Origin of the sequence: Mesorhizobium sp. BH1-1-5 (assembly GCF_020165615.1) — a bacterium.
Lineage (GTDB): Bacteria > Pseudomonadota > Alphaproteobacteria > Rhizobiales > Rhizobiaceae > Mesorhizobium.
The window spans coordinates 50,141-70,820 of record NZ_JAIUIM010000027.1; the positions used below are offsets into that span (position 1 = coordinate 50,141).

The 20,680-nt window shown below is 61.5% G+C and carries 27 protein-coding genes and 2 pseudogenes; 19 read left to right on the top strand and 10 right to left on the bottom strand.

The genetic code is table 11. The features are described from left to right. Positions 1-269: 269 nt before the first annotated feature. Positions 270-1,085, bottom strand: coding sequence for an argonaute/piwi family protein (locus tag LB572_RS27835; RefSeq protein WP_224670010.1), 816 nt, complete (start codon positions 1,083-1,085; stop codon positions 270-272). A 500-nt stretch (positions 1,086-1,585) separates the two neighbouring features. On the opposite strand from LB572_RS27835, the gene LB572_RS27840 reads away from it, so the two are divergent. The 3 genes from LB572_RS27840 to LB572_RS27850 all read left to right on the top strand — a co-directional run bounded on the left by LB572_RS27840 (position 1,586) and on the right by LB572_RS27850 (position 2,958). Further along, complete coding sequence (locus LB572_RS27840) at positions 1,586-1,780, top strand: transcriptional regulator domain-containing protein (protein ID WP_224670011.1); 195 nt, start codon at positions 1,586-1,588, stop codon at positions 1,778-1,780. Between the two features lie 244 nt (positions 1,781-2,024). Continuing rightward, positions 2,025-2,336 (top strand): DUF2285 domain-containing protein, encoded by a 312-nt coding sequence (locus tag LB572_RS27845; protein ID WP_263498396.1) that lies wholly within the window; start codon positions 2,025-2,027, stop codon positions 2,334-2,336. 391 nt (positions 2,337-2,727) lie between these two features. Beyond that, entirely contained in the window at positions 2,728-2,958 is a 231-nt protein-coding gene (locus LB572_RS27850) for a hypothetical protein (RefSeq protein WP_224670013.1), read from the top strand. A 310-nt stretch (positions 2,959-3,268) separates the two neighbouring features. On the opposite strand, the gene LB572_RS27855 is transcribed toward LB572_RS27850, so the two are convergent. Next, on the bottom strand, positions 3,269-3,451 hold the full coding sequence (locus tag LB572_RS27855; protein WP_224670014.1) for a hypothetical protein: 183 nt from the start codon (positions 3,449-3,451) through the stop codon (positions 3,269-3,271). Between the two features lie 498 nt (positions 3,452-3,949). Between LB572_RS27855 and LB572_RS27860 the strand changes: the two genes are divergently transcribed. Both LB572_RS27860 and LB572_RS27865 read left to right on the top strand, forming a co-directional pair. Further along, entirely contained in the window at positions 3,950-4,126 is a 177-nt protein-coding gene (locus LB572_RS27860) for a hypothetical protein (RefSeq protein WP_224670015.1), read from the top strand. 363 nt (positions 4,127-4,489) lie between these two features. After that, entirely contained in the window at positions 4,490-4,699 is a 210-nt protein-coding gene (locus tag LB572_RS27865) for a hypothetical protein (RefSeq protein ID WP_140804022.1), read from the top strand. A gap of 95 nt (positions 4,700-4,794) precedes the next feature. Here LB572_RS27865 and LB572_RS27870 read toward each other — a convergent pair whose 3' ends face one another. Together LB572_RS27870 and LB572_RS27875 are read right to left on the bottom strand one after the other, a co-directional pair. Beyond that, complete coding sequence (locus LB572_RS27870) at positions 4,795-5,016, bottom strand: hypothetical protein (RefSeq protein ID WP_318014077.1); 222 nt, start codon at positions 5,014-5,016, stop codon at positions 4,795-4,797. Between the two features lie 575 nt (positions 5,017-5,591). Continuing rightward, on the bottom strand, positions 5,592-5,801 hold the full coding sequence (locus LB572_RS27875) for a hypothetical protein (RefSeq protein ID WP_224670016.1): 210 nt from the start codon (positions 5,799-5,801) through the stop codon (positions 5,592-5,594). Between the two features lie 17 nt (positions 5,802-5,818). On the opposite strand from LB572_RS27875, the gene LB572_RS27880 reads away from it, so the two are divergent. Continuing rightward, a complete protein-coding gene (locus LB572_RS27880; RefSeq protein WP_224670017.1) occupies positions 5,819-6,082 on the top strand; it encodes a KTSC domain-containing protein in 264 nt (87 codons plus the stop codon). Between the two features lie 80 nt (positions 6,083-6,162). Here LB572_RS27880 and LB572_RS27885 read toward each other — a convergent pair whose 3' ends face one another. From LB572_RS27885 to LB572_RS27900, 4 genes are all read right to left on the bottom strand, one after another. Beyond that, on the bottom strand, positions 6,163-6,441 hold the full coding sequence (locus LB572_RS27885; protein WP_224670018.1) for a hypothetical protein: 279 nt from the start codon (positions 6,439-6,441) through the stop codon (positions 6,163-6,165). A 79-nt stretch (positions 6,442-6,520) separates the two neighbouring features. Beyond that, entirely contained in the window at positions 6,521-6,688 is a 168-nt protein-coding gene (locus LB572_RS27890) for a hypothetical protein (RefSeq protein ID WP_224670019.1), read from the bottom strand. A gap of 726 nt (positions 6,689-7,414) precedes the next feature. Next, the gene (locus LB572_RS27895) at positions 7,415-7,600 is read right to left on the bottom strand and encodes a DUF3606 domain-containing protein (protein WP_224670020.1); all 186 of its coding nucleotides are present in this window, start codon (positions 7,598-7,600) and stop codon (positions 7,415-7,417) included. 126 nt (positions 7,601-7,726) lie between these two features. Next, a complete protein-coding gene (locus LB572_RS27900; RefSeq protein WP_224670021.1) occupies positions 7,727-7,960 on the bottom strand; it encodes a hypothetical protein in 234 nt (77 codons plus the stop codon). Between the two features lie 933 nt (positions 7,961-8,893). Here LB572_RS27900 and LB572_RS27905 point away from each other — a divergent pair. The 3 genes from LB572_RS27905 to LB572_RS27915 all read left to right on the top strand — a co-directional run bounded on the left by LB572_RS27905 (position 8,894) and on the right by LB572_RS27915 (position 11,960). After that, a complete protein-coding gene (locus tag LB572_RS27905; protein WP_224670022.1) occupies positions 8,894-9,292 on the top strand; it encodes a response regulator in 399 nt (132 codons plus the stop codon). A 70-nt stretch (positions 9,293-9,362) separates the two neighbouring features. After that, positions 9,363-11,549, top strand: a complete 2,187-nt coding sequence (locus LB572_RS27910) for an ATP-binding protein (RefSeq protein WP_224670023.1) — start codon at positions 9,363-9,365, stop codon at positions 11,547-11,549. Between the two features lie 192 nt (positions 11,550-11,741). Then, the gene (locus LB572_RS27915; RefSeq protein WP_140804033.1) at positions 11,742-11,960 is read left to right on the top strand and encodes a hypothetical protein; all 219 of its coding nucleotides are present in this window, start codon (positions 11,742-11,744) and stop codon (positions 11,958-11,960) included. 203 nt (positions 11,961-12,163) lie between these two features. Here the strand turns inward: LB572_RS27915 and LB572_RS27920 are convergent, their stop codons facing one another. Further along, positions 12,164-12,478 (bottom strand): DUF982 domain-containing protein, encoded by a 315-nt coding sequence (locus LB572_RS27920; protein ID WP_224670024.1) that lies wholly within the window; start codon positions 12,476-12,478, stop codon positions 12,164-12,166. A 278-nt stretch (positions 12,479-12,756) separates the two neighbouring features. Between LB572_RS27920 and LB572_RS27925 the strand changes: the two are divergent. Next, a pseudogene (locus LB572_RS27925) lies at positions 12,757-13,056 on the top strand (hypothetical protein); the annotation flags it as partial. 80 nt (positions 13,057-13,136) lie between these two features. Then, entirely contained in the window at positions 13,137-13,565 is a 429-nt protein-coding gene (locus LB572_RS27930; RefSeq protein WP_412033599.1) for a DUF4189 domain-containing protein, read from the top strand. Between the two features lie 258 nt (positions 13,566-13,823). On the opposite strand, the gene LB572_RS27935 is transcribed toward LB572_RS27930, so the two are convergent. Continuing rightward, on the bottom strand, positions 13,824-13,979 hold the full coding sequence (locus LB572_RS27935; RefSeq protein ID WP_181179395.1) for a hypothetical protein: 156 nt from the start codon (positions 13,977-13,979) through the stop codon (positions 13,824-13,826). A gap of 532 nt (positions 13,980-14,511) precedes the next feature. Here LB572_RS27935 and LB572_RS27940 point away from each other — a divergent pair. The 8 genes and pseudogenes from LB572_RS27940 (at position 14,512) to LB572_RS27975 (ending at position 20,623) form a co-directional block, all read left to right on the top strand. After that, positions 14,512-14,838, top strand: a complete 327-nt coding sequence (locus LB572_RS27940) for a DUF736 domain-containing protein (protein WP_224670025.1) — start codon at positions 14,512-14,514, stop codon at positions 14,836-14,838. Between the two features lie 289 nt (positions 14,839-15,127). Further along, a complete protein-coding gene (locus tag LB572_RS27945) occupies positions 15,128-15,409 on the top strand; it encodes a helix-turn-helix transcriptional regulator (RefSeq protein WP_140804041.1) in 282 nt (93 codons plus the stop codon). Between the two features lie 17 nt (positions 15,410-15,426). Further along, the gene (locus LB572_RS27950) at positions 15,427-16,476 is read left to right on the top strand and encodes a replication initiator protein A (protein WP_224670026.1); all 1,050 of its coding nucleotides are present in this window, start codon (positions 15,427-15,429) and stop codon (positions 16,474-16,476) included. Next, positions 16,473-16,964: a DUF2840 domain-containing protein gene (locus LB572_RS27955; RefSeq protein WP_140804045.1), complete on the top strand. Its 492-nt coding sequence runs from the start codon at positions 16,473-16,475 to the stop codon at positions 16,962-16,964. Before LB572_RS27950 ends, LB572_RS27955 begins: the two co-directional genes overlap by 4 nt. A 68-nt stretch (positions 16,965-17,032) precedes the next feature. Next, positions 17,033-17,392, top strand: a pseudogene (locus tag LB572_RS27960) (S26 family signal peptidase); the annotation flags it as partial. A 148-nt stretch (positions 17,393-17,540) separates the two neighbouring features. Next, positions 17,541-17,870: a DUF736 domain-containing protein gene (locus tag LB572_RS27965; RefSeq protein WP_140804047.1), complete on the top strand. Its 330-nt coding sequence runs from the start codon at positions 17,541-17,543 to the stop codon at positions 17,868-17,870. Continuing rightward, positions 17,867-18,643: a lytic transglycosylase domain-containing protein gene (locus tag LB572_RS27970; RefSeq protein WP_140804049.1), complete on the top strand. Its 777-nt coding sequence runs from the start codon at positions 17,867-17,869 to the stop codon at positions 18,641-18,643. Before LB572_RS27965 ends, LB572_RS27970 begins: the two co-directional genes overlap by 4 nt. Positions 18,644-18,883: 240 nt before the next feature. Further along, on the top strand, positions 18,884-20,623 hold the full coding sequence (locus LB572_RS27975) for a relaxase/mobilization nuclease domain-containing protein (protein WP_140804051.1): 1,740 nt from the start codon (positions 18,884-18,886) through the stop codon (positions 20,621-20,623). Positions 20,624-20,680 lie beyond the last annotated feature (57 nt).

Consider the following 20,680-nt stretch of genomic DNA (forward strand, 5'->3'; position numbering starts at 1 on the left):
CCAGCTTCTGGCGAAAGCGAACGGCAGCTTTGCGCCGCATATCTGCCGTAGGGCGTACGGCGGCGTTTTCCCGAAAGCAGACGTCGATCAAGGCAAGATTTGACGGCATCAATGCGCCAATTCCGGTCATCCGGACACATTCTGAAATTTCCCAACAGCCGCCGTTTCCAGTCGCGCTGACGATGCTTGGCCTGTGTTCCTGCCTCAGGCCGGGACAACTTGAGGGGCGAAGCCAGTTTCGATCACCTGCCTGCCAGCATCACCGTTAGCTACATGTAGAAGCTGTAACTGACCTGCGGCTTCTCGGTCGGACCGACATACTTCATTATGTCGCCGATCTTTTTCGCGCATTCGAGGGTAATGGGCAGCCGACCATCCATCTGGGTATTGTTCCAGTTCATCTTCGTGAGGCCGAGGATCTCCTTGCACAGGCTTTCCAGTGACGAGTCCTGCTCGCAGGCCGTGATCCTAAGCGGGGCAGGGACGTACATCCCAGGGTAGGTCTTGTAGAAATCGACCATTCCGCGCGTGTAGAGGATACCTTCGTCTTCCGAAAGGCCTAGGAGCGTGCCCCGTTTAGGCGGGTAGTTGTTATCGCCAAATAGGCGGATGTCGGTGTCGGTTATCGAGACGAAATCCTTGCTTCCGACGCCCTTCTCCTCCAACGCGCGCAGGAACCCTTCCCTTTCGCTATCACGGAAGTGGCTGGACTTATGGATCACGATACGGGCCGGCATATGCGCGAGCGCCTTGTCGTATTCTTCGAGTGCGTCGGTCAGAAGACGATAGGCCTGTTCGGCGGTGAGGTATGGGTGGCGGTTTTGCTTGTCAATGGATACCGGGGTGCCGCGGAGAATGATCCCATGGCCGAATTCGTCGAAGACTTGGGCAAGGCTGGATGAAACGGTCTCGCCATCCCTGCTCTTGTAAAAGCCGATGCCAATGTAGCAGGAGCGGAGCTTCGCGGTGTCTTCGACGAGCCGCCAGGGGATAGTGCGATTACCTTTATAGTAGAGGGCGGTACAGAAATTCCAGGCCTTGGTAGCTGCGTCCTGCTGGTCTCCCACCTGTTTGGTTACCAGCATGGTTTTCTCCCGGATCAATTGCAGAGGCGTGCCCAGGTGCATGCACTTTGCCTTCAGAATGCGCCTGAAGTTATGTTCCAGATGGCTTGCTTCCTCGTCGTCGGGAAGCGACTGACAACACCGACCTCTGCGAATTTCCGCTGCAGCACATCCGCTCGGCATTGGCCGATCTGCGGCGTCTCGCGCATGAACCGATAGGCGATCGCCCCGCGGGCTGGGCCGCCGGCGATCAGTCGATTGGCGCTCTGTTCGAGCAGCCCGCCTCGTCTTTCGCCGCCTGGCGCGCCTTCACTGCGTGGAGCCAAGGCGATGATGAGGCCTATCGCACCTGGACGCAGACATTCAGGACACTGCAAGGCACTAGCCAATAGGCTCGCGGAAGTCCTAGCCTGACCGCTCGGCGCTGAGGCCTCTCCCCGTCCATTCGTCAATGACGGAATCCAAGGATTTCGCTCAACGCCGCATCCCCTTATCAGATCCTTGAGAAGGGAAGGATGCGGATGAAGCCGGATACATCGCAGTGGCGTGACCCACAGGCATATGCGTTCCTCAACGGCGCCGCAGCCGATGTGGTCGCCTGGGAGTTCCTGCGACGCAATCCGCAGTATCAGCAGGACTTCGCCGCCTCCCGCTCTGCCAAGGCCATGCGCGCGTTGCGCAAACGCTGGGGTTTGCAGTTTCGCCGCCCGGCCTGATCAGTCCGCGGTCGAGCAGCCCGTCTATTGGGCGCCTGAGATCGACCCTGGGATCGTCAATCTTATCGAGGTTCCGCGCGATCTGCGCGCAGGGCAGGGCGGCGCCTATGACCTTCCGCTTGCCGGGGGCCGGCATGACGAGATCGGACTTCACGCACGTTCTTTGCTGGGCCGGACGCAACTGGCGCTTCTCGAGGATGCGCGGCCAGGTGAGCCGCTTGCCGCCGTAATTCCACTCGATGACATGGCGCACGAACGTCTCAAGGCGATCGAGCGGTTCATTCGCTCAATCCATAGGCAACACCTTCCCGACGCCCGCTTGACTGCGGCCCAGCGTCGCCGGCTCGGCCACATGCTTCGATGCCTGGATGGCCGCGACCAGAAGGCATCCCACTTCGAAGTCGCGACCACCTTGTTTGGCCGGCGGCTGGTCAGCGCCGCCGACTGGCACGACTCGGCTTTTCGATACCAGACGCATCGCCTCGTGCGCGATGGCCTCAGTATGGTCGAGCGCGGCTATCGACAATTGCTGCGCGCGCGGCGGCGCCATTCCTGAAGGACTTCCGCCCGCCGACCGCTTCACTTCCTTGCTCCGCACGCACGCTTTCGTCCTTAAGAGAGACGGTGCTTTGCGCCTCGCGCCAAGCCCTTGAAATCAATTCCTGCACCTGATCGGGGATCCGTGATGGCTCGCATTAGGTTTGCCGAGGGGCATTTATGTTCATCCTGACATAACCGCGCGAGCGGTCGTGTTACGTTGCCCGCAATGTCCTCGACATTCGCGGAAGCTTGGCATCAAATTAAGAGGAGAGATCACTACGACCAGGATCAATCGCCGCGCCTTGCTCGTCCACTCCAGCGCCGTTGTCCTTGCCTCGGCAGTGGCGGAAACAGCATGCGCCGCAGAGCCGCCGCCCAGCAAGTTACGGGCGCTAATCGAAGCTCACATGACGGCATATGCCGCGCTCGGCAGGGCTGTCCACGAGAAGGCTGCAAGCAGCAGTTACGACCGAGCCAGTCGAGACGAGGAGGGGGCGCTGCTGGCTATCTGCGCCTATCCTGTGGTCAGCCCGGACGATAGCGCGGCCAAAGCCCGATATCTTTTGGAGATCGAGGCGCGCGGCGAGCTCGACCTGCCAGAGCACATGCAGGCTCTTCTTTATTCGACGATTTCGTAGCGATGAGACTTCCGAAGACGGTCATTGGCGGAATCACGATCAACGCCTTGCGACATCCGCTTTGCGCCCTCATGTCGGTCGTTCAGCCTGACCGGATCGATCTCAGAAGCGGCCGTTCGTTCATCCGGGCAAGTGGCCGCTCAGGAATAACAGGCTTCGGGACATTCCAGTCGGTCCACCTTCTGGGAGCGGTGCATCAAAAGCAGCCTCATAGATTGGAGCGGAGAACGCCGCTGGCGAGTGAGTACGGGACCGCGTTCCATTACCGGCGACGGCTTTGCGCCAGATGTCGGCCGCTTCAGAGCGGCCCTTAGGCCGACTTCTTGAGCTCCGTCACCTGAACGTCAAGACGGAATGCTTGACCGTCAGCATAGGAGCGAGCGTAATCCTCCGCCTCGAATGGGAAAGTCAAGGTGCTGCCATAGACGGTGACCCGTACCGCCCATTTGGCTTCTCGGATGATCTCGACCGAATGATGTTCGTGCGCAGCCATACTCTTCCCCTACGGCAAGCTGCATCATAGCGCCCAAAAGATACTTTGCATACGAACAATTTAGGGGCGCGTACGAATTCATTTCGGCCTGAGCCTAATTGGACTCAATCCGGCGCTTTAAGCTAATGGGGCCCCCGCCGTTTCGCAGGTACGGCGGGCGCTCCTGAACCGGCGATGAAGGGACTATGCTCGCCGGCGCACTCCAATGACCATCTCCGGAAGATGTTTCCGGCTCCGGACTTATGAATTGCCAGGCAAGACCTTTGTCTCAGGACCAATGCGACTGAGGGTCGAGGCTCGAGTCCTCGGGGAACAACGCACGCGTTTTGTAGTTCCCTGATCGGCCTGCCGCGTACGTTGCCAACCTTGCGCACCCAGGCTACTCCAGCACCTGCCCGTCGGCTTCGGCCGGCGGGCTTTTTCACAATCTGTTACATTGAGCAAGACGCCCGAAACCTTCTCCACGCCGCTCCATTTCTGCTGAAGCGACGGAGATGGATGATACGTGACGATGAAAACGGCGAAGACTTTCCGAGCCAAGCCGAATTGCTAATCCCTCGCCTCGTCAAAGAGGCCGAAATTTCAGAAGAGCGGGCGCGGGAGCTGGTTGGCCTGATCGGCACAGACTGGCCGTCCCTGCTTCGCGAGGCGCGCTTTCTGAAAGATCGACATTGATTCCGGCGGGAACATGCCAAGCGGATGCTCGGACGCGACGATAGCCTTTCGCTAGGTGTAAGCGTCGTGTCGGGCTCCGGAACCCGGAGCGCTCTCCCTCGGCTGCGGAGTCTACAAGGCCCGCGGCACTTGATTTGTCTCTTTTGTAACGAAATGGAACGAAGGCTCACGACAGGATGGGTAGCGAGCAGCCCGCCAGACCCGCAGTCCCCAGGAGTCCGCCATGGCATCTGACTCCGTGGCGCTCGGTGCGGGACACCTTCCCCTGCTGGCTTGCATCGGCGGGTTTCCTTGATTGACAACTGACCATGTCAGAGATCAGTTAATGGCGTTTGAGGGCTCGGCCGGTGTTGGGAGGACCTCATGCCAATTTACCAGAAAGTCAGAGAGGCGGGCGTCTTCAGTCCTCCAGAAGTCGCGCTGCTCGGTCGCATGTTCGATAAATTGAAGGACGAACATCAATCACCTGAGCGACGCGAAGCCCTCGCATCTCGCCTCCTGGCAAATTACCTGGCGGGGATCAGAGACGAGGCCGAGCTGCTGTCGATGTCTAAGCTGCCGCTCGGGCGATAGATCACCGTTCCCTCAGCTCGCCTCGTCAACCAGCGGATTCTTCCGCCTCGGAGGGACATAACGTGTCACCAGCCTGAGGGTGCCGGCGTTCACCGTCACAGGCACTCCGAGATTGACGGTGAACTGGTTCCCATCGCGCGCGTGACGTCGCCGACCAGTTCTATTGGCTGGCCCTTCGTCACCTTGGCCGTCTCGATGATCGAATGGGGTTGGTTATAGGTCGGGATCGAAACGCTTACACGGTCCTCCGTGACACGCCGGCGCACAGTCGCGGGGATTTCGACTTCATCGCCGATCTTGAATAAGCCCTTCGCCATAAAAAGAGTCTGGAGCGACGGGCGGCTTAGTCAAGCAATTGCTAATGGAACATCGGGCGCGGTGTGCGGTTGAACAAACAGGTGGCGCGCCGGCTGGGCTGCTTTCCATCCGCGCACCGCGTCGGGTGGGGTGTAGCCGCAACCAGCCCCACACTGGAAACTGCGGTTGCCCGCAGGGAGGCCCGATAAAGAGCCCGTCTAGCGCCCAATGGCAGGCGGGCTCTTTCACGACGTTAAAGATAGACTATCGCAAGGAGCGAAATCGGACCTCAGTCCTCATTGCAGTATGAGGGGTTATCGACCAACTTTGCTCACCGCCGGCTTTTGAAACCGCTTGTCGGCGGCTAGGCCCGGCTCGCACAATCCTGTGTCACCCTCGATCTGCGAGCCGGGCTCGGATTTCGCATCACTACCTGTGGGCACGAGGCGCGCGAGCCTCAGTTTCGGCGGAACATTCCAGTCAGACCGAGGTTTGGTAGCCGCGACGCAATCCCCTCCCAAAACCCCGCACGCGTCGTGTCGGGTCGGTATTCCCCCGACATCAGCCCGCACCGTTCCCCGCGGTGCGGGCTCTTCTATTGTCGCCCACGCAACTCAGCCGCCAGCGCCTCCAGGGCTTTCACATCCTCTGCATACGATCCCGCATGTGCGGGATAACGCTCCATTTGCTGGCGATAGAAGTGGAACCACTTCTGCAGGTCGACAATCGGAAACGTCCCTCGCCAGATGCCTTTCTCTAGCGTGAATGTGCCCGCCGCCGAGTCGTAAGTGGCTGTCGTCTTCATGGGTGGCGTTACAGTTCGTGTTGTTGAAACAAAAACTGGTTCCGATCGTTGGCGATATGCAAACGATGGGTATGCCAATGCCGTCCACCTCGATCAAGAAGACCGAGTACGATCCGGCGAGCAGGACACTGTCAGTCTGGTTCGTGAGCAGCGGCAAGCGCTACGATTTTGAGGAGGTACCCCCTGAGACCTACGTCGCGTTCCGTTCTGCGTTTGTCAAAGGTCGCTTCTTCAACGAGCATATTCGCGACCATTTCCGGTATCGCCCCATTCCTGACTAGCTACCTGCTCCAACCGGCTGATGCTCTTGCCTCAAGTCTTGGCGTCGCATGAATCATCCCTGGCATGCGGGTTATCGGATCTAGTTCGACGCGTCCGCGCTGTGCCCCGCTGCCTCGGGGTCAAGAGCGGCCCGTTGCGAGGTGAACAGTTCATTGTCCGCAGCCTTGCGTTGGAGCCGCGCCAAATGCTTTCGATGCAGCTCCTGCATGTCCTCCAATTGATGGAGGAAATCGATGGCTTGGGCTGCCGGCAGATCGTCGCGCGTGAGCTGGGCAATCAGTTCGTGTTGACGAACCAAATGCCATTCGCCCAACCTCACATGGCCTTTCACCATTTCAATGTCATCTTCTAGAGCCATGAACAGGAACGCCCCTATCCGTCGCTCGTTCCGCCCGCCAGGATAGCCAGCGATTTGAACAGGCCGTTGTTTCTGGAGCCTATTTGAAGGCGTACTTATACACGGCGCGGCTGCTTTCCTCGGTGACGCGAACCCATGCTCGTTCATCTCTGTGCGGCTGGACGTCCTTCTTGGTGCCGACCGTGGCAGCCTCCCACGGCGTGTTGGCGATTACAGTGTGATGGGAAACCGGCGTGTCGCCGGCCATCTCTTCAACCAGTTAGGTTTTCATGCAATGCGTCACCGACCCAACGACCAGGGCGAAGCCCTTGTTCCGGCTCGAGGCGGGAGCGCGCGGAAAGCCAAGGGGAACAGGCGGTTACCGTTTGAGGCCACTTACGACTTCATGCTTGCCGTGGGTGGCATGTGTGGCGGGTCGGAGCTCAGCCGTTTGACGGTAGCAACGATCGCCGCCGATAGGGCCTCGGCTTCGGCCAGCAGCGATGGTCCGTCCTGCCATTGATATACTCTTCGCTGGGAAGCACGCCCGGCGGGCAATATTCCTCAATCGTGGCCCTTACCAGCTGCAGCGCCGCACGGCAGTCGGGATCGTTCGCGGCCATCTTAAGAGTGCTCTCTATCCGCTCGGCGCGGCGACGCCCCCTTCACGGTCCTGGTTGGAACCGGCGGCGCCTCGTCATCACTGGGCTTGGTCCCCTTGATGGCCTTCTTCAGCGCGCGGTCGAAGGTTCCTTCAGAGGTAGATTTCCGGCTTCGTTCTGGCCGGACTGTGGATGATCGATTTTCGGGCTTCATGCATCCAACTCCAGCGGCTCATGCTCGTCCTGGAACCGGTGCCACATTACCTGTCTGATGTCTTTGCAGTCGACGAACTGGCCGCACGTTTCGCACCGATAGAAGTCGGAATCCTCCCTCGAGCCGGGCGGGGAGTGCACCGTCACCCGTTTCGGAGGGCCGAGCTCTGCAAGCCTCGTCATCCGCGAAGCTTTCTGGCTTCTCGCTCCAACGTCTTACGGTCGTTGCCGTGTTCTTTGATCAGCTCGCGCACCTGCTCGGGGCTGATCCGGTACTGCTTGGCGAAATGGCGGACCTCATAATCCTCGGCGGCCGATACGCGATCACGGTCGCGAAAGTCTCGTTGGGTCTTATCGTCTGCCATAGTTGTTCCTCCTGGTCAGAGAAGAACAGTGGCCGATAACGAATGTTCCTTAGTGGCCGACGCAGCGTCGACGCGGTATCAAAGCCGTCCGCTAAGGAGAACCCGCTTCCGCGAGGTTGTCTTCGGTCAGTGAGCTGCCTTCTTTTTGGCCGGCGCCTTCTGCCGTCCTGACTTACCCTTGGAGGCGGCGTCTTTCGAGTGAGCCGACATCGCCGGAGCCGCACCAGTCTTCTTGGCAGCTGACGACTTGGCAGAGGCTTTCTTTGGTGTGGCGCTCTTTGGCGCAGCCTTTCTTGCACGCGCCTTTTTCGGCTCTTCCTTTGATGAGAAAATGCCGGTGATGCTCTCAATGATGGACATTGGGTGGCCCTCCGTTGAATTCCACCAACAATGCCGGTCCCTTCGAAATTGTTCCATCATTCAATTAGGCATCGCTAATGGAACTCGGCCCTTTGGAAACAATTTCAGTGATACGTTGGATTTCGTCCTTCATCTCGCCTTTGCAAGCGACGCTGCGCCGCCTCCGAAGGACTAAAGAATGAACAGCGCGGTGGCTGAAGCCTAGGCTTGTCGGCGAGGTCGAAACGCTTAAGGGCGAGGAGAAGCATCACTCCTCGATCAAGGTCTACTTCAGCACAATGACTCCAATCAGCTTCGAACTTCAGGGAACGGCCTACCGCAGGAGCCGGCAGCAGCCATCCCCGACATGGGGTTGCGTGTTGTGCAACAGGTGAATGTGGCAACGTGTGCTGAGAAAAAGGGGAAGAGCCGGCTGAGGGTGGAGACTAAATTGCTCCATCGGTTTTCCCCAGGAGGGGGAAAAATGGCGTTGACACATCGACGACAGCGTCAGTTTTCGTCCTTGTAGGACTTCGCAGCCTCGTCGATCTTACGCCAATCGTTGCCGTGGCGCCTGACAAGTTCGCGAGCTTGGCTCTCCGACACCGAGTGAGTGTCTACGACGTGCTTGACCTCCGTGTCCCTCCCCCTTGAGCGGGCGGCTGCGGGGCGTCTTTGCACGCCGGCTATCGCTGTCTCGAACTCTACCCATAGATGAATACCTCCGGCAGCTGTATCAACCAGCGACCGGCACGGAGGTTTCATTTGCGCCGCTAATGCTTGGTTGGGGCAGCACCAGCGCACGAGCACGGCCATCCCAGGGTAACCGTCCCGACCGCGGTGGCAACCTTCCCTTTGTGGGAGCGTTCTGTTCTCCCGTCAGGACGGCGTTGATCGGTTTCGGGGTTTAGAATGCAGGGTGATTTCTCGTAGGAGCAAATTCAGGAGGCCCCCATGAGTGAGTTCCAGTCAGGCATGGAGCCCATCCGAAGGGTTCTGGTCGTGGATGATGAGCCGCTGATCCGTATGCTCGTCGTCGACACTTTGGAGGAGCTTGGTCTCGCCGCCATGGAAGCCGGCAACGCTGTTGAGGCCTCCACGGTGCTCGATTCGGATCAACCAGTCGACCTACTGGTGACCGATCTGAATTTGCCGGGCGGTGTCAACGGACATCAACTGGTCGACCTTGCCCGACGAACGAGGAAGGACTTAAAGGTGTTGTTGATCACCGGCTATGCCCCCGCGGCGGAGGATGTTGTCGACGATCGGACGTTTGTCGTCGCCAAGCCGTTTTTGACGGAGACTCTTGCGGCTCACGTTAGGCATCTGCTGGGCTTGACTGCGCCAGAGTAGCCTTGCTCTGCTAGTGGCCGAACCTATCCCGGGCTCAACCATCCTGACATCCTTTGCTGCCGGATCTCCGATGAATGATACGCTTCGAAACGCCTCCGCAGAAGTTCGGCAGATTCTGGACAGCGCCGTCGACACCGGCATCATCATACTGAATGCTGAAGGGGTCGTCACAGCTTGGAGCGAAGGCGCGCGACGCATTCTCGGCTGGAGCGAGGCCGAAATGCTCGGCCAGACTTTAGCGCGGATCTTTCCCCCGGAAAGCGGTGATGCGCTGCTCGCCGAAGAGCTGTCCGACGCCCGCCTTCACGGTCGCGGCGGCAGCGAGGGCTGGCGCCAAAGAAAGGATGGAAGCCGGTTCTGGGCGGTTGGCGAAACCACTCCTCTGTTCGATGGCAACGCCAGCCTTGTCGGTTTCGTCAAAATTCTGCGGGATCGCAGCGAACAGCGCAACACCGAGTTGCGCCTCCAGGAGCAGACCAGGGCGCTTGAGATCCTCAACCGCGCCGGGGCCGCGCTTGCTCGAGAGAACAATCTGGAAAAGCTGGTCCAGATCGTCACCGATGCCGGCGTGGAGCTCACTGGCGCACAGTTCGGCGCGTTCTTCTACAACGTCGTCAACGCCGCCGGCCAGAGCTATATGCTCTACAGCCTTTCCGGTGTTCCTCGCGAAGCCTTCTCGGGATTCCCGATGCCGCGCAACACCCAGGTCTTTGCGCCCACGTTCGAGGGCACAGGGATAGTGAGATCCGACGACATCACAAAGGATCCCCGCTACGGCCAAAACGCGCCGCGCAAGGGCATGCCCGAAGGGCATCTTCCGGTCAGAAGCTACCTCGCGGTGCCAGTCGTCTCACGGTCGGGGGAGGTGATTGGAGGCCTGTTTTTCGGTCATGCCGAAACGGGCGTCTTCGGCGAGCGATCAGAGCAAATCCTTGTGGGTCTCGCCGGCGAAGCGGCGATCGCCATAGACAACGCAAGGCTGTTCGAGGCGGCTGAGCGCGAGCTGCAGGAGCGTCGGCGCGCCGAGGATGCGCTAAGGCAACTCAATGCCGATCTTGAGACACTGGTTGCTCAGAAAACGCAGGAACTGCAACAGAATGCAGAGGCCTTGCGGCAGGCCCAAAAAATGGAGGCCATCGGCCAACTCACAGGGGGAGTGGCGCATGACTTCAACAATTTGCTGCAGGTGATCGTCGGAAACCTTGATACGCTCAACCGCAATCTGCCGCAGGAGATGGGCAGGCTGCGGCGCGCGACCGCCCAGGCGATGACCGGTGCCCAACGCGCGGCGGCACTGACGCAACGCCTCCTCGCCTTCGCCCGCCGTCAACCCTTGGATCCCAAGCCGGTCGACGCCAATGCCCTGATGCGCGGCATGTCCGAAATGCTGCATCGGACCTTGGGTGAAATCTACGAGATCGAGATCGTGCTCGCAGGCGGCCTTTGGAAAACGGAGGCCGACCCCAACGAGCTTGAAAGCGCCTTGCTCAATCTGGCAATCAACGCTCGTGATGCCATGCCCAACGGTGGCAAGCTGACGATCGAAACCTTCAACGCCCATCTCGACGAGGCCTATGCGGCGCTTCACGCTGAGGTGCTGGCTGGGCAATATACCGCCATCAGCGTCTCCGATACGGGTTCCGGCATGGACGGTGAAACCCTCGCACGCGCCTTTGAGCCGTTCTTCACGACGAAGGCGCAGGGGCGCGGGACGGGCCTTGGGTTGAGCCAAGTCTATGGCTTCGTCAAACAGTCCAAAGGCCACGTCAAACTGTACTCCGAAGTCGGGGAGGGCACGACCGTCAAGATATACCTCCCGCGGCTCCTTTCGGAGGTGTCGATTGAGGATGCCCCGGAGGTCCTGCCCGTCCCCGAAGCTGCCACCGGCGAGACGATCCTGGTGGTGGAGGACGACTTCGATGTCCGCACCTACACGGTGGAATCTTTGAAGGAGCTCGGCTACCTCGTTCTGGAAGCCCGCGACGGACCTTCCGCCTTGGCGTTCCTGGAGGACAATGTCCGCATCGATATGATCTTCACCGACGTGGTCCTGCCTAGCGGCATGACCGGCGCCGATATTGTCAAACGGGCTGCCGAACTCCGGCCCGGCCTCAAGGCCCTGTTCACCACGGGTTATTCGCGCAACGCCATCGTCCACCACGGACGGCTCGACAAGGGCGTCCAGCTTCTTTCCAAGCCCTTCTCGTTTGAAGAACTCGTGGCCAAGATCCGCGACGTGCTCGATAAAGCCAGTTAAGCAATGCACTCAGCTTCGGACGTGAGGGTGGCCCACGGCGGGTCAAACCAGATCAGGAAGCTAGACCCTGTGCGCAGCGCCGGGTGCCAGGCAGGGCTCCGCTACACCGGGCCGCGATTTTCTGTTCGGAGGCTTTGCAACCTCGCACCCGCTGCGGCGTTGTGACAAACCTTCGGCCATCCATGGGACAGAATGAGCAAAGATATCGAGAACTGGGTCGACGCCTACGACGTCGAGACCTTCGCCCGCAAATATGGGCTCACCGTCCAACAAGCCAAAATCATCATCAGCTCAAACGGTCCTTCCCGCCATGGCTGTGACATGGGCGCGATTGCGTTCGTCAGGGCCTTGCGATTGAGGGCAAGTCGACAAAGCCGCACCAGGAAGAAGCTGGCCAGCCCCGCTCAGTGACGTGCATGGCAGACCAGACCGGGGAACAGCTGGAAAAGACCTTCAGCCGGCTGGCCGGCAATGTGGCACGCGCGTGCGGACGCCCATGGGCCTTTGCACTGGAGCCGTCCGAGCGCAAAAGCAGTGGTTGAAAGGTCAGGCTCGCAGCTGGTCTTCGATGCAATCTTCGGCGGGCCGGCGGCCCGAGAACCCTCGCAGCGAATTCAGCGGCCAACTTCTGTAAGGCGATCTACAGGGCCGATCTTCGGTCTTGTCATCCACGATGGCGCCAACGGGACATCCTCGATGACCCTGACCCTGCGTGCCCAAGTCGTAAATGTCTTGTGCGCCGCCTCGACAGACTTCCGGCCATCATACGCGGAGTAGCAGGTTTCACACGCAGCTGCGTGCAGAAGGCCGCGCCTTTCGACAGGCCATTCCTCCAAAAACTCTATCGCATCCATGAGACATTCGATCTTTCGAAGAACGAAGCCGTCGTCCCTCACGAAAATCGGCTGCTTGAACGCTCCACTTTCCATAGCAACCTCCCTTCTTACCACCCGAGCAGGATATGCCTTCGACACGCCCAAGCGAACAGGGCACCAGGTCCCCACGGGCAAGCGCTCTCGGTACAGAGAAAATATTGGAAGGGTACATTTCCACTTCAAGAGAGTTGGCGGGCCGGGTTACGGGCCATGAGTTTGGCGTCTATTTCAATGCTGCCTCGGTCTGAGAAATCCGGGTTTCGGAAGGCAATTGCCAGGAGCCTCAGCCCAGCCGAAGCAAGTCGCAGCCGGCGAGCGCTCCTGGCTATTTCAAGCATCCCATGCAGGCGCTGGTCGGCATGGACTATGCGACAACCCAGTATAACGGGCCGGCCGCCGGCGTTATGTTCGCCGCCCCGACCGGCTCAGCCTGCGAGGGGACCATGGTCAGGGTCGTGCCCTTTGGCAAGCCCTGCACGAGCGTGCCTGCCATGTTCCCGCCCAACAGCAAGATCTCCGACAATCTGGGCCAGGTCGCCGTCTATGAGCTTGGCGGTAACAACGGCCAAGCCTTGCTGTTGCCGTCAGCGCAAAGCTGCATCGTCATCTCCGTGGCATCGGCTGCACAGTAGGCAGGCGCGGCGCGAATGCAATGGGTGCCGCTTCTGGGAAATCCAACGTGACGCGCAAACCGTTCGTGACAGCTTTATGCATGTTTCTTATGTGGGGCGGGCCGGCCGTTTCGGCGGACCTGGCGGCCGGTCCGCCTGCGCGTGAGGAGAGGGGAATCTGGGCGGCGATCGCCTATTCGAGCGCCGACGGGAAGCACGGCTTCTTCTGGGGAGCCGACACGCGCCAGGAAGCCACGCAGACCGCGCTGAAGCACTGTGCAAATGCCGGCGGCAAAAGCTGCATGCCCGTTGCGGTCTTCCGCAACCACCGCCATTGGGACGACGATGACAGCACTGCCTTCCCCTACGATCATTGCGGTGCGCTCGCTGTGGAAAGGAAAGCGCCAGGGCAAGTGGGGAATTGGAGCGCAAAGACCGCGCAGTCCGCGCGTGCCGCCGAGGAGACGGCGCTCAAAGCGTGCGAGAGCGGCGGAAGGAATTGCACAGTCCGTGAGTGGGTGTGCACATAAATCGGACCTGTCAGGCAGGTTTCGCCGCGTCTTCCATGCTCCCCATGAGAGGCTAGTGCCCCAGCTGTCCCTTTAGCTCGGTAAGAAGATTTTGACCTCGGGGTTGCCGCCGATGATTGCGGCCACATATCCCGGGCCACCCCCACCAATCACGATACTCATGACATTGCCTGCGATGAACTCTGACTTGCGATCTTCCCTGGCACGACCCCGATCGACCGACACTTCGAAGGCATCCGAAGCATACAACAGGGTAGATCACGGGCTGGTCAGGTGAAGGGTCGCGGATGGATCAGAGAACGGCGTATTGCCGAGGCGACGCAGGTCAGAGACCAGATCGCCAAGCTGGAACAAGAGTTGCTTGCCGGGGGTGGCGACCACCGCAGGCGAACGAAATTCCATGATATAGGGCATCAATTGCGGTCGCATAAATCGCGGTTGGAGCGATTGGAACGCTGTATCTCCGCTCTCCGCAACGGCAGCAAGCAAGCACCAGCTCGCTGAATCTGCGCCACCACCGTCTCCAGGCAGCTGGTGCAAAGCCGCTCGCATCACGCGCAAGTCAAGCCGGAAGCGCTTATCCGGCCGTATGATAAGGCGGCTCCGTTGAGCTCGGTAGAGCGGCGAGAAAGCCCGCCTGGTCTTTTCAGTCCCCTATGCCGCCATTGCCTCTCTCCTTCATCTTACAGAGCGCACCAACGACCTCTCGAACGGGCTGATCTGGCCGAAGGACGGCTGAAGCCTCGACCACCTATGCCGCAATGGCGCGTCGCGAGTTTCTTCCCCTGGGCAAGCCCATTCCTCGCGGGAGCCAAGAAACACGCGCCTTTTGCCATCCTCCGCGCTGCTGCGGTCGCAAGCGATGCGGCGGCGGTCGCCTCCGGCCCAACGATCGCCATCGAGGTCGCATGGTGCGGGCTCGGAAACGAAGAAACGGAGACTGAAAATGGCTACCATCGGCACTTTCAAGAAGGCCAATGCGAACGAGTTCGCCGGCGAGATCGTCACCCTCAGCGTCCAGGCCAAGAACGTGCGCATCATCCTCGACACCCGCGCCAGCGGCGAGAACGCTCCAAGCCACCGCGTGGTGGTCGGCAAGGCCGAGATCGGCGCGGCCTGGTCCAAGCGCTCCAACGAGGGCCGCGATTATCTCGGGCTCAAGCTCGACGATCCGAGCTTCACCGCTCCGATCTACGCCAACCTCTTCGCCGACGAGGAAGGCGAGGGCCACAGCCTCATCTGGTCCCGCCCGAGCCGCCGCAACGGCGAGTGAACTGGCAGACGCCTCGTCCAGGACCGGGCGAGGCGTTTTCTTGTTCCCGCGGAAGCTTCCCGCGGGCAGGCGCCATGGCGGATTTCGTCTCGATCGATGCGGTGCTTGATGCGCAGGGGCGCGCATGGTTTGAGAATGGATAACGGCCGTCCTGCGCCCCGGTGTCTCCTGAACCCCGTTAGCGGTGCGAAATAGCGCTCCTCAATTGCGCACCTGATCGCCGTCCCCACGCTCCTCCATCCTGGCCGTCGATCGCCGTTCAACCGCAACGGCCGGAAGGAGACACCTCATGAACGCCGACGCCGCGCCCTTGCCGCCGCGCTACCTTCGCACTTCGGAAGCTGCGCATTTCCTCAGCCTTTCGGCGCGTACTTTGGAAAAACACCGCACCTACGGAACCGGGCCTGCCTATCGCAAGCTCGGCGGCCGGGTCGTCTACGCCGTCGACGACCTCCAGGCCTGGGTCCAGCGCGGTGCGATGACGTCGACATCCGATCCCCATGGCACGGTGCTGCCCGCCAAGCCCCAGGCGGCGCGCCTTATTGCTTATGCCGGGCGCGAAAGGCGCTGAGCCCGCTGATCTCCCCCATGTCGGCACGACCATGCCCACCATTGGAGCGCGAACAGCTCGACCTGTTCCAGGCGCTGCCAGGTGTCGTCACGCCACGCGATGCGCAGGATCTCATGGCCTATCCCTTCTTTTCCCTCGCCAAATCGAGGCGCATCGCGCCGATCGACTTTCGCGCCGGCGATGTGGCAATCCGCGTCGAAGCGATGCCCGATCACGGCATGGCGACGATCTGGGATGCCGACATCCTGATCTGGGCCGCGAGCCAGATCGTCAACGCGCGGGACGCCGGCTTGCGCACGTCGCGCCTCATGGCCGCGACGCCGTACGAAATGCTTACCTTCATCGGCCGCGGCGTCTCGAAGCGAGACTATCAGCGCCTCAAGGCCGCGCTTGATCGCCTGCAGTCGACAAGCGTCGTCACCTCCATTCGCCAGCCGGCGGAAGGCAGGCGCCACCGCTTCTCTTGGATCAACGAGTGGCAGGAGCGCGCCGGCCGAGACGGCCGACCGCTTGGCGTCGAACTGATTTTGCCAGATTGGTTCTATCGCGCCGTCCTCGACAACGCTTTGATCCTTACCATTGAGCGTGCGTATTTCGGGCTGACGGGCGGCCTGGAGCGTTGGCTCTATCGGCTGGTGCGCAAGCATGGTGGCCGCCAGCGCGCCGGCTGGCGTTTCGATATCAGCCACCTGCATCGCAAGTCTGGCAGCCTTTCCCCGCTGAAGCGGTTCGCGTTCGACCTGCGTGACATCGTGCACCGCCAACCTCTGCCCGGGTACCTTCTGTTCACGGAAGTCGAAGCCAGCGGCCGTGTGCTGTTGGCTTTCGAACCGGCGCCGACGCCTGTTGATAGGCTCGTGCCATCGGGAACCCGAACTATCGTGCCATCGGGAACCGCATCGTCGTGCTTTCGGGAACCGCAATCGGTCTTAAGGGGCGGACTCGAAACCGAAAATCCGGCTCCTAACTTAGAGTCTAACTCTCGATCTAACATTCTTGCGAGCAAGCCCCGAACTGGGGTGTCGAAGCGGCGGTGGATCGGCGAGCGCGAGGGAGACGACTCATGACGTCGTCCACCCAGTCTGCGCCGCGCGACGGCCTCACGACGGTCGAGCTGGTCTGGATCGAGAAGCGGATCGAGAACCGCATCCGCTTCGGACGTCCCGCCCATCAGACGATCATCGACAAGCGGCGCCGTGTCGTCGGATTCGCGCCGGGCAGTGTTTTTGCGTTCGTGCGATGGGCGGCGAACGACTTTGGCACCGTCGTTTCGCGCATCGACATCGTGCGCACCGTCTTGCCCGATGAGCCTTATCAGAGGCTGCCTTACATCCGGCCAGGCGGCGAGATTCTGCTCAAGATCGCGAGCTGGGACAAGGTTCAGCGCGTTCTCCAACTGATCGACGCGATCGAGGCGATCGGCCTCGATCCGGCCGAGGCGGCACCCGACTATTGGCGTCAGACCCACAACCGGCTGGTCGCCGGCGGAACGCCGCGTGTCTATTCGCTCGAGCAGCACCGGGCCTTTCTGTTGCGCAAGCGAGCGACAACGTGAGCCGCCGCGCTTGCATGGCCGCGGCGCTTGCGGCCGTCGTCACGACCGTCGCGCCGACTCTGGTTGAGATGCCGCCGCTGCTGCTGTGGAACGCGTCCGCCAGCGCACCGATCGGGCTCTATGCGATCCAGAAAATGGCCATTCCAAGGGCTGGCGCGCTCGCTGTCATCGACCCGCCAGAGACGATCGCCCGGTTCGCGGCCACGCGTGGTTACCTTCCACTCGGCGTGCCGATGCTGAAGCACATCGAGGCGCTTCCCGGAGAAGAAGTCTGCCGCGTCGGCCGTGTCATCACGGTGAACGGGGTTGCGGTGGGTGCCGCGCTCGAGCGCGACCGCAAGGGACGCGCCCTGCCTGACTGGCAGGGCTGCCGCATCATCGCAGCCGACGAAATCTTCGTCATGAACCGACAAGTCCAGGACAGTTTCGACGGCCGCTATTTCGGCCCTTTTCCGGCGAGCTCGATCGTCGGACGCGCGCTGCCGCTTTGGACCGACGGGAGGGGCGATGGCATTTCGCCTGGCTCGCTCCCGCAAACTGAAATCCAGCCCAGCCAACAAAGGAAGGAGATAGTCCATGGCCGAGATCGGCGTCTTCCAGAAAACACAATCCGGTTACTCAGGGCGCATTCGAACGCTGCTCGTGGACGCCGAGCTGGTGCTCGTCCCGACGACGACATCCGACGGCAAGTCGCCGGATTTCAGGATCCACATCGGCGCCCCCGGCGGTCCAGAAGTCGGCGCCGCCTGGAAGGAAATCGGGCAGACGGCTGGCGACTATCTGTCCTGCCGATTGGAGGATCCGCTATTCGGCCGGCGCTTCCGCGCCGGTCTCTTCCGATCCGATGACGGCTCCTGGTCGCTGCGCTGGATCCGGCCGAAAGCAAAGCCGGAGCGCGTCCGATGAGAGGGCCGTCGGCGCCGAATTATGCGCACGATTGCCGGCCCGTCAGTTGGCTGCCCACGCGGCGTGAAGCACGTCTCCTTATCGCGGGCATGCTGATCTACTGTCATGCGATGACGGGGGCCATAGCAGAGACCGCGCCGGTCTCGCGCAAATTTGCGGACGATCCTTTTGCCGCGCATATCGCCGAGGCATCGCACCGCTTCCGCGTTCCTGAGCGCTGGATACGTGCAATCATGCATCTCGAAAGCGCCCGCGACCCGCGCGCGATCTCGCGGAAGGGGGCGGTCGGTTTGATGCAGATCATGCCTGGAACCTGGTCCGAGCTGCGCCTTCGTCACCAGCTCGGCCGCGACCCCTATGATCCGCGCGACAACATCCTTGCCGGCACCGCCTATCTTCGCGAGCTCTTTGATCGATACGGTTCACCCGGATTTCTGGCCGCCTATAATGCCGGGCCCGCGCGTTACGAAGCGTCCTTGAAGGGCCGCCCGCTGCCGGCTGAGACCCGGGCCTATGTTGCGAAGCTTCGCCCTTTCTGGGGCGGCGGTGATGCGCCCGGCGTGCTCATCGCCGCCCATGCGAAGACCGTGAGTTGGCGGATCGCGCCTCTGTTTACAGCGCAATCGGCCTCCGAGGTGGGGCCCGATCCCGCACCCCGCAAAGGCGCATCCGTCAAGCCTTCGGCGGCAGCTCCCATCCGCAATCTTTTCGCGCCCGGTTCGCAGGCTCGCGGCCTGTTCGCCGCGTCCGAAGCCGGGGCATCGGCGCAATGACGCGAGTTTTGCAAATCGTGGCTTCCTGGTTGCCGGGGCGTACGAACGGACGAGGCCACGAGGCATCAACATCAACCGAGGGATGGCAAGATAAAAGGCCGCACATTGTGCGGCGGTCGGTTGATTGGATTTGCTGCGTTTTTTGCCGCTTTCCGCACATTGCAGCAGTGCTGCGCAATGTGCTGAGACCACCTAAAACATTGTGTTTTGTCAGCTTTTGCCAGTGTGTGGACGTGTGTCGTGTCCGATGAAAGCGATTTCCGCGTCCGTCCGGGTCGCATTCGCTCGACTCGAGCCCAATCGTCGCGGCCCTTCATCGCCCAGGCGCTTGCGGCGGCGCAAAAGACTGGCTGCAGCGTGTCGCGGTCCGGCCGGATCGGGTCGGGTAACAGCTCGCGGTTCGGACGCGGCCGGGCAGCGAGCGTTCAGGCCAATCGGCTGCTGACGGGCCGCTCGCGCGTTACCACGATCAAAACCCGCGTCGTTCGCCATTCCAAGCATGGCGCTCCGCTGGCGACCCATCTCAACTATCTGCGACGCGAGGGCGTCACGCGCGACGACGCGAAGGCCCGCTTGTTTGGACCGGAGGGCGACGATGTCCCGGCCACGGATTTCGTCGCGCGCTGCAAGGACGACCGGCATCATTTCCGCTTCATCGTCTCGCCAGAGGACGCCGTCGAGATGGCCGACCTGAAATCCTTCACCCGCGACCTCATGGGACGCATGCAGAAGGATCTCGGCACGGCGCTCGACTGGGTCGCGGTCGATCACTGGAACACCGACAATCCGCACGTCCACGTCATCCTGCGCGGCCGGGCCGATGACGGCCAGGACCTGGTGATCTCGCGCGACTATATCAGCCGTGGCATGCGCGATCGCGCCAGCGAGCTCGTCACGCAGGAGCTCGGCCCCCGGTCCGATCTCGAGATCCGCCGGCATGTCGAGCGCCAGGTCGAGGCCGAGCGGTGGACCGGGCTCGATCGCCAGTTGCAGCGGGATGCGCGCGACAACGGCGTCATCGATCTCGCGCCGCATGCCGATCGCCAGCCTGACGAATTCATCGCGCTCAAGGTGGGTCGGCTGCGCAGGCTGGAAACGCTGGGCCTCGCCGAACAGCTTGGTCCAGGCCAATGGATCGTCAGCGACGGCGCCGAGGCAACGTTGCGTGCGATGAGCGAGCGCGCCGATATCATCAAACGCATGCATCGCGCATTCTCGGCCGGCGGCATCGAACGCGCGAGCGCCAGCTATGTGCTGGCCGCCGAAAACGTCGGCGAGACGATCGTTGGTCGCCTGATCGAGCGCGGATTGGATGACGAACTCTTGGGCACCGCCTACGCCGTCATCGATGGCGTCGACGGCCGTTGTCATCACGTCCGGCTCGCCGACATCGAGGCGGCAGGCGACGGCGCGCCGGGCTCGATCGTCGAACTGCGCAGATTTGAGGACGCTCAAGGGCGCCGGCGGCAGGCGCTTGCGGTCCGCTCCGATCTCTCGATCGAACGTCAGGTCCATGCTGACGGAGCGACCTGGCTCGACAGGCAGGCGCTCGCCCGTCCTGCAACGGCTCTTTCCGATGGCGGCTTCGGCGCCGAGGTGCGCCAGGCGCTCGATCGGCGCGCCCAGCACCTTGTCGGACTGGGGCTGGCTGAGCGGCAGCCGGGCAGGACCGTCTTTGCCGGCAGCTTGATCGACACGCTGCGCCGCAGGGAACTCGACGCGCTGGGACAAAGGCTCGCCGTCCAAACCGGCCAGCCATTCAACCGTGCGGGTAAGGGCGAGTTCGTGTCCGGTACCTACAGCCAGCGCTTCGCGCTCGCATCGGGCCGTTTCGCGATGATCGATGACGGGCTCGGCTTCCAGCTCGTGCCTTGGACGCCGTCGCTGGAGCGCCATCTTGGCAAGCACGTCTCCGGCGTCATCCGCGGCGACGGCGGCGCCGATTGGAGCTTCGGGCGCAAGCCGGTTCTCGGCTTGTGAGGGCGCTCTCACATCGACCTGGAATCTTGGGTTGCCGATCACCTGTTTTCCTTACCC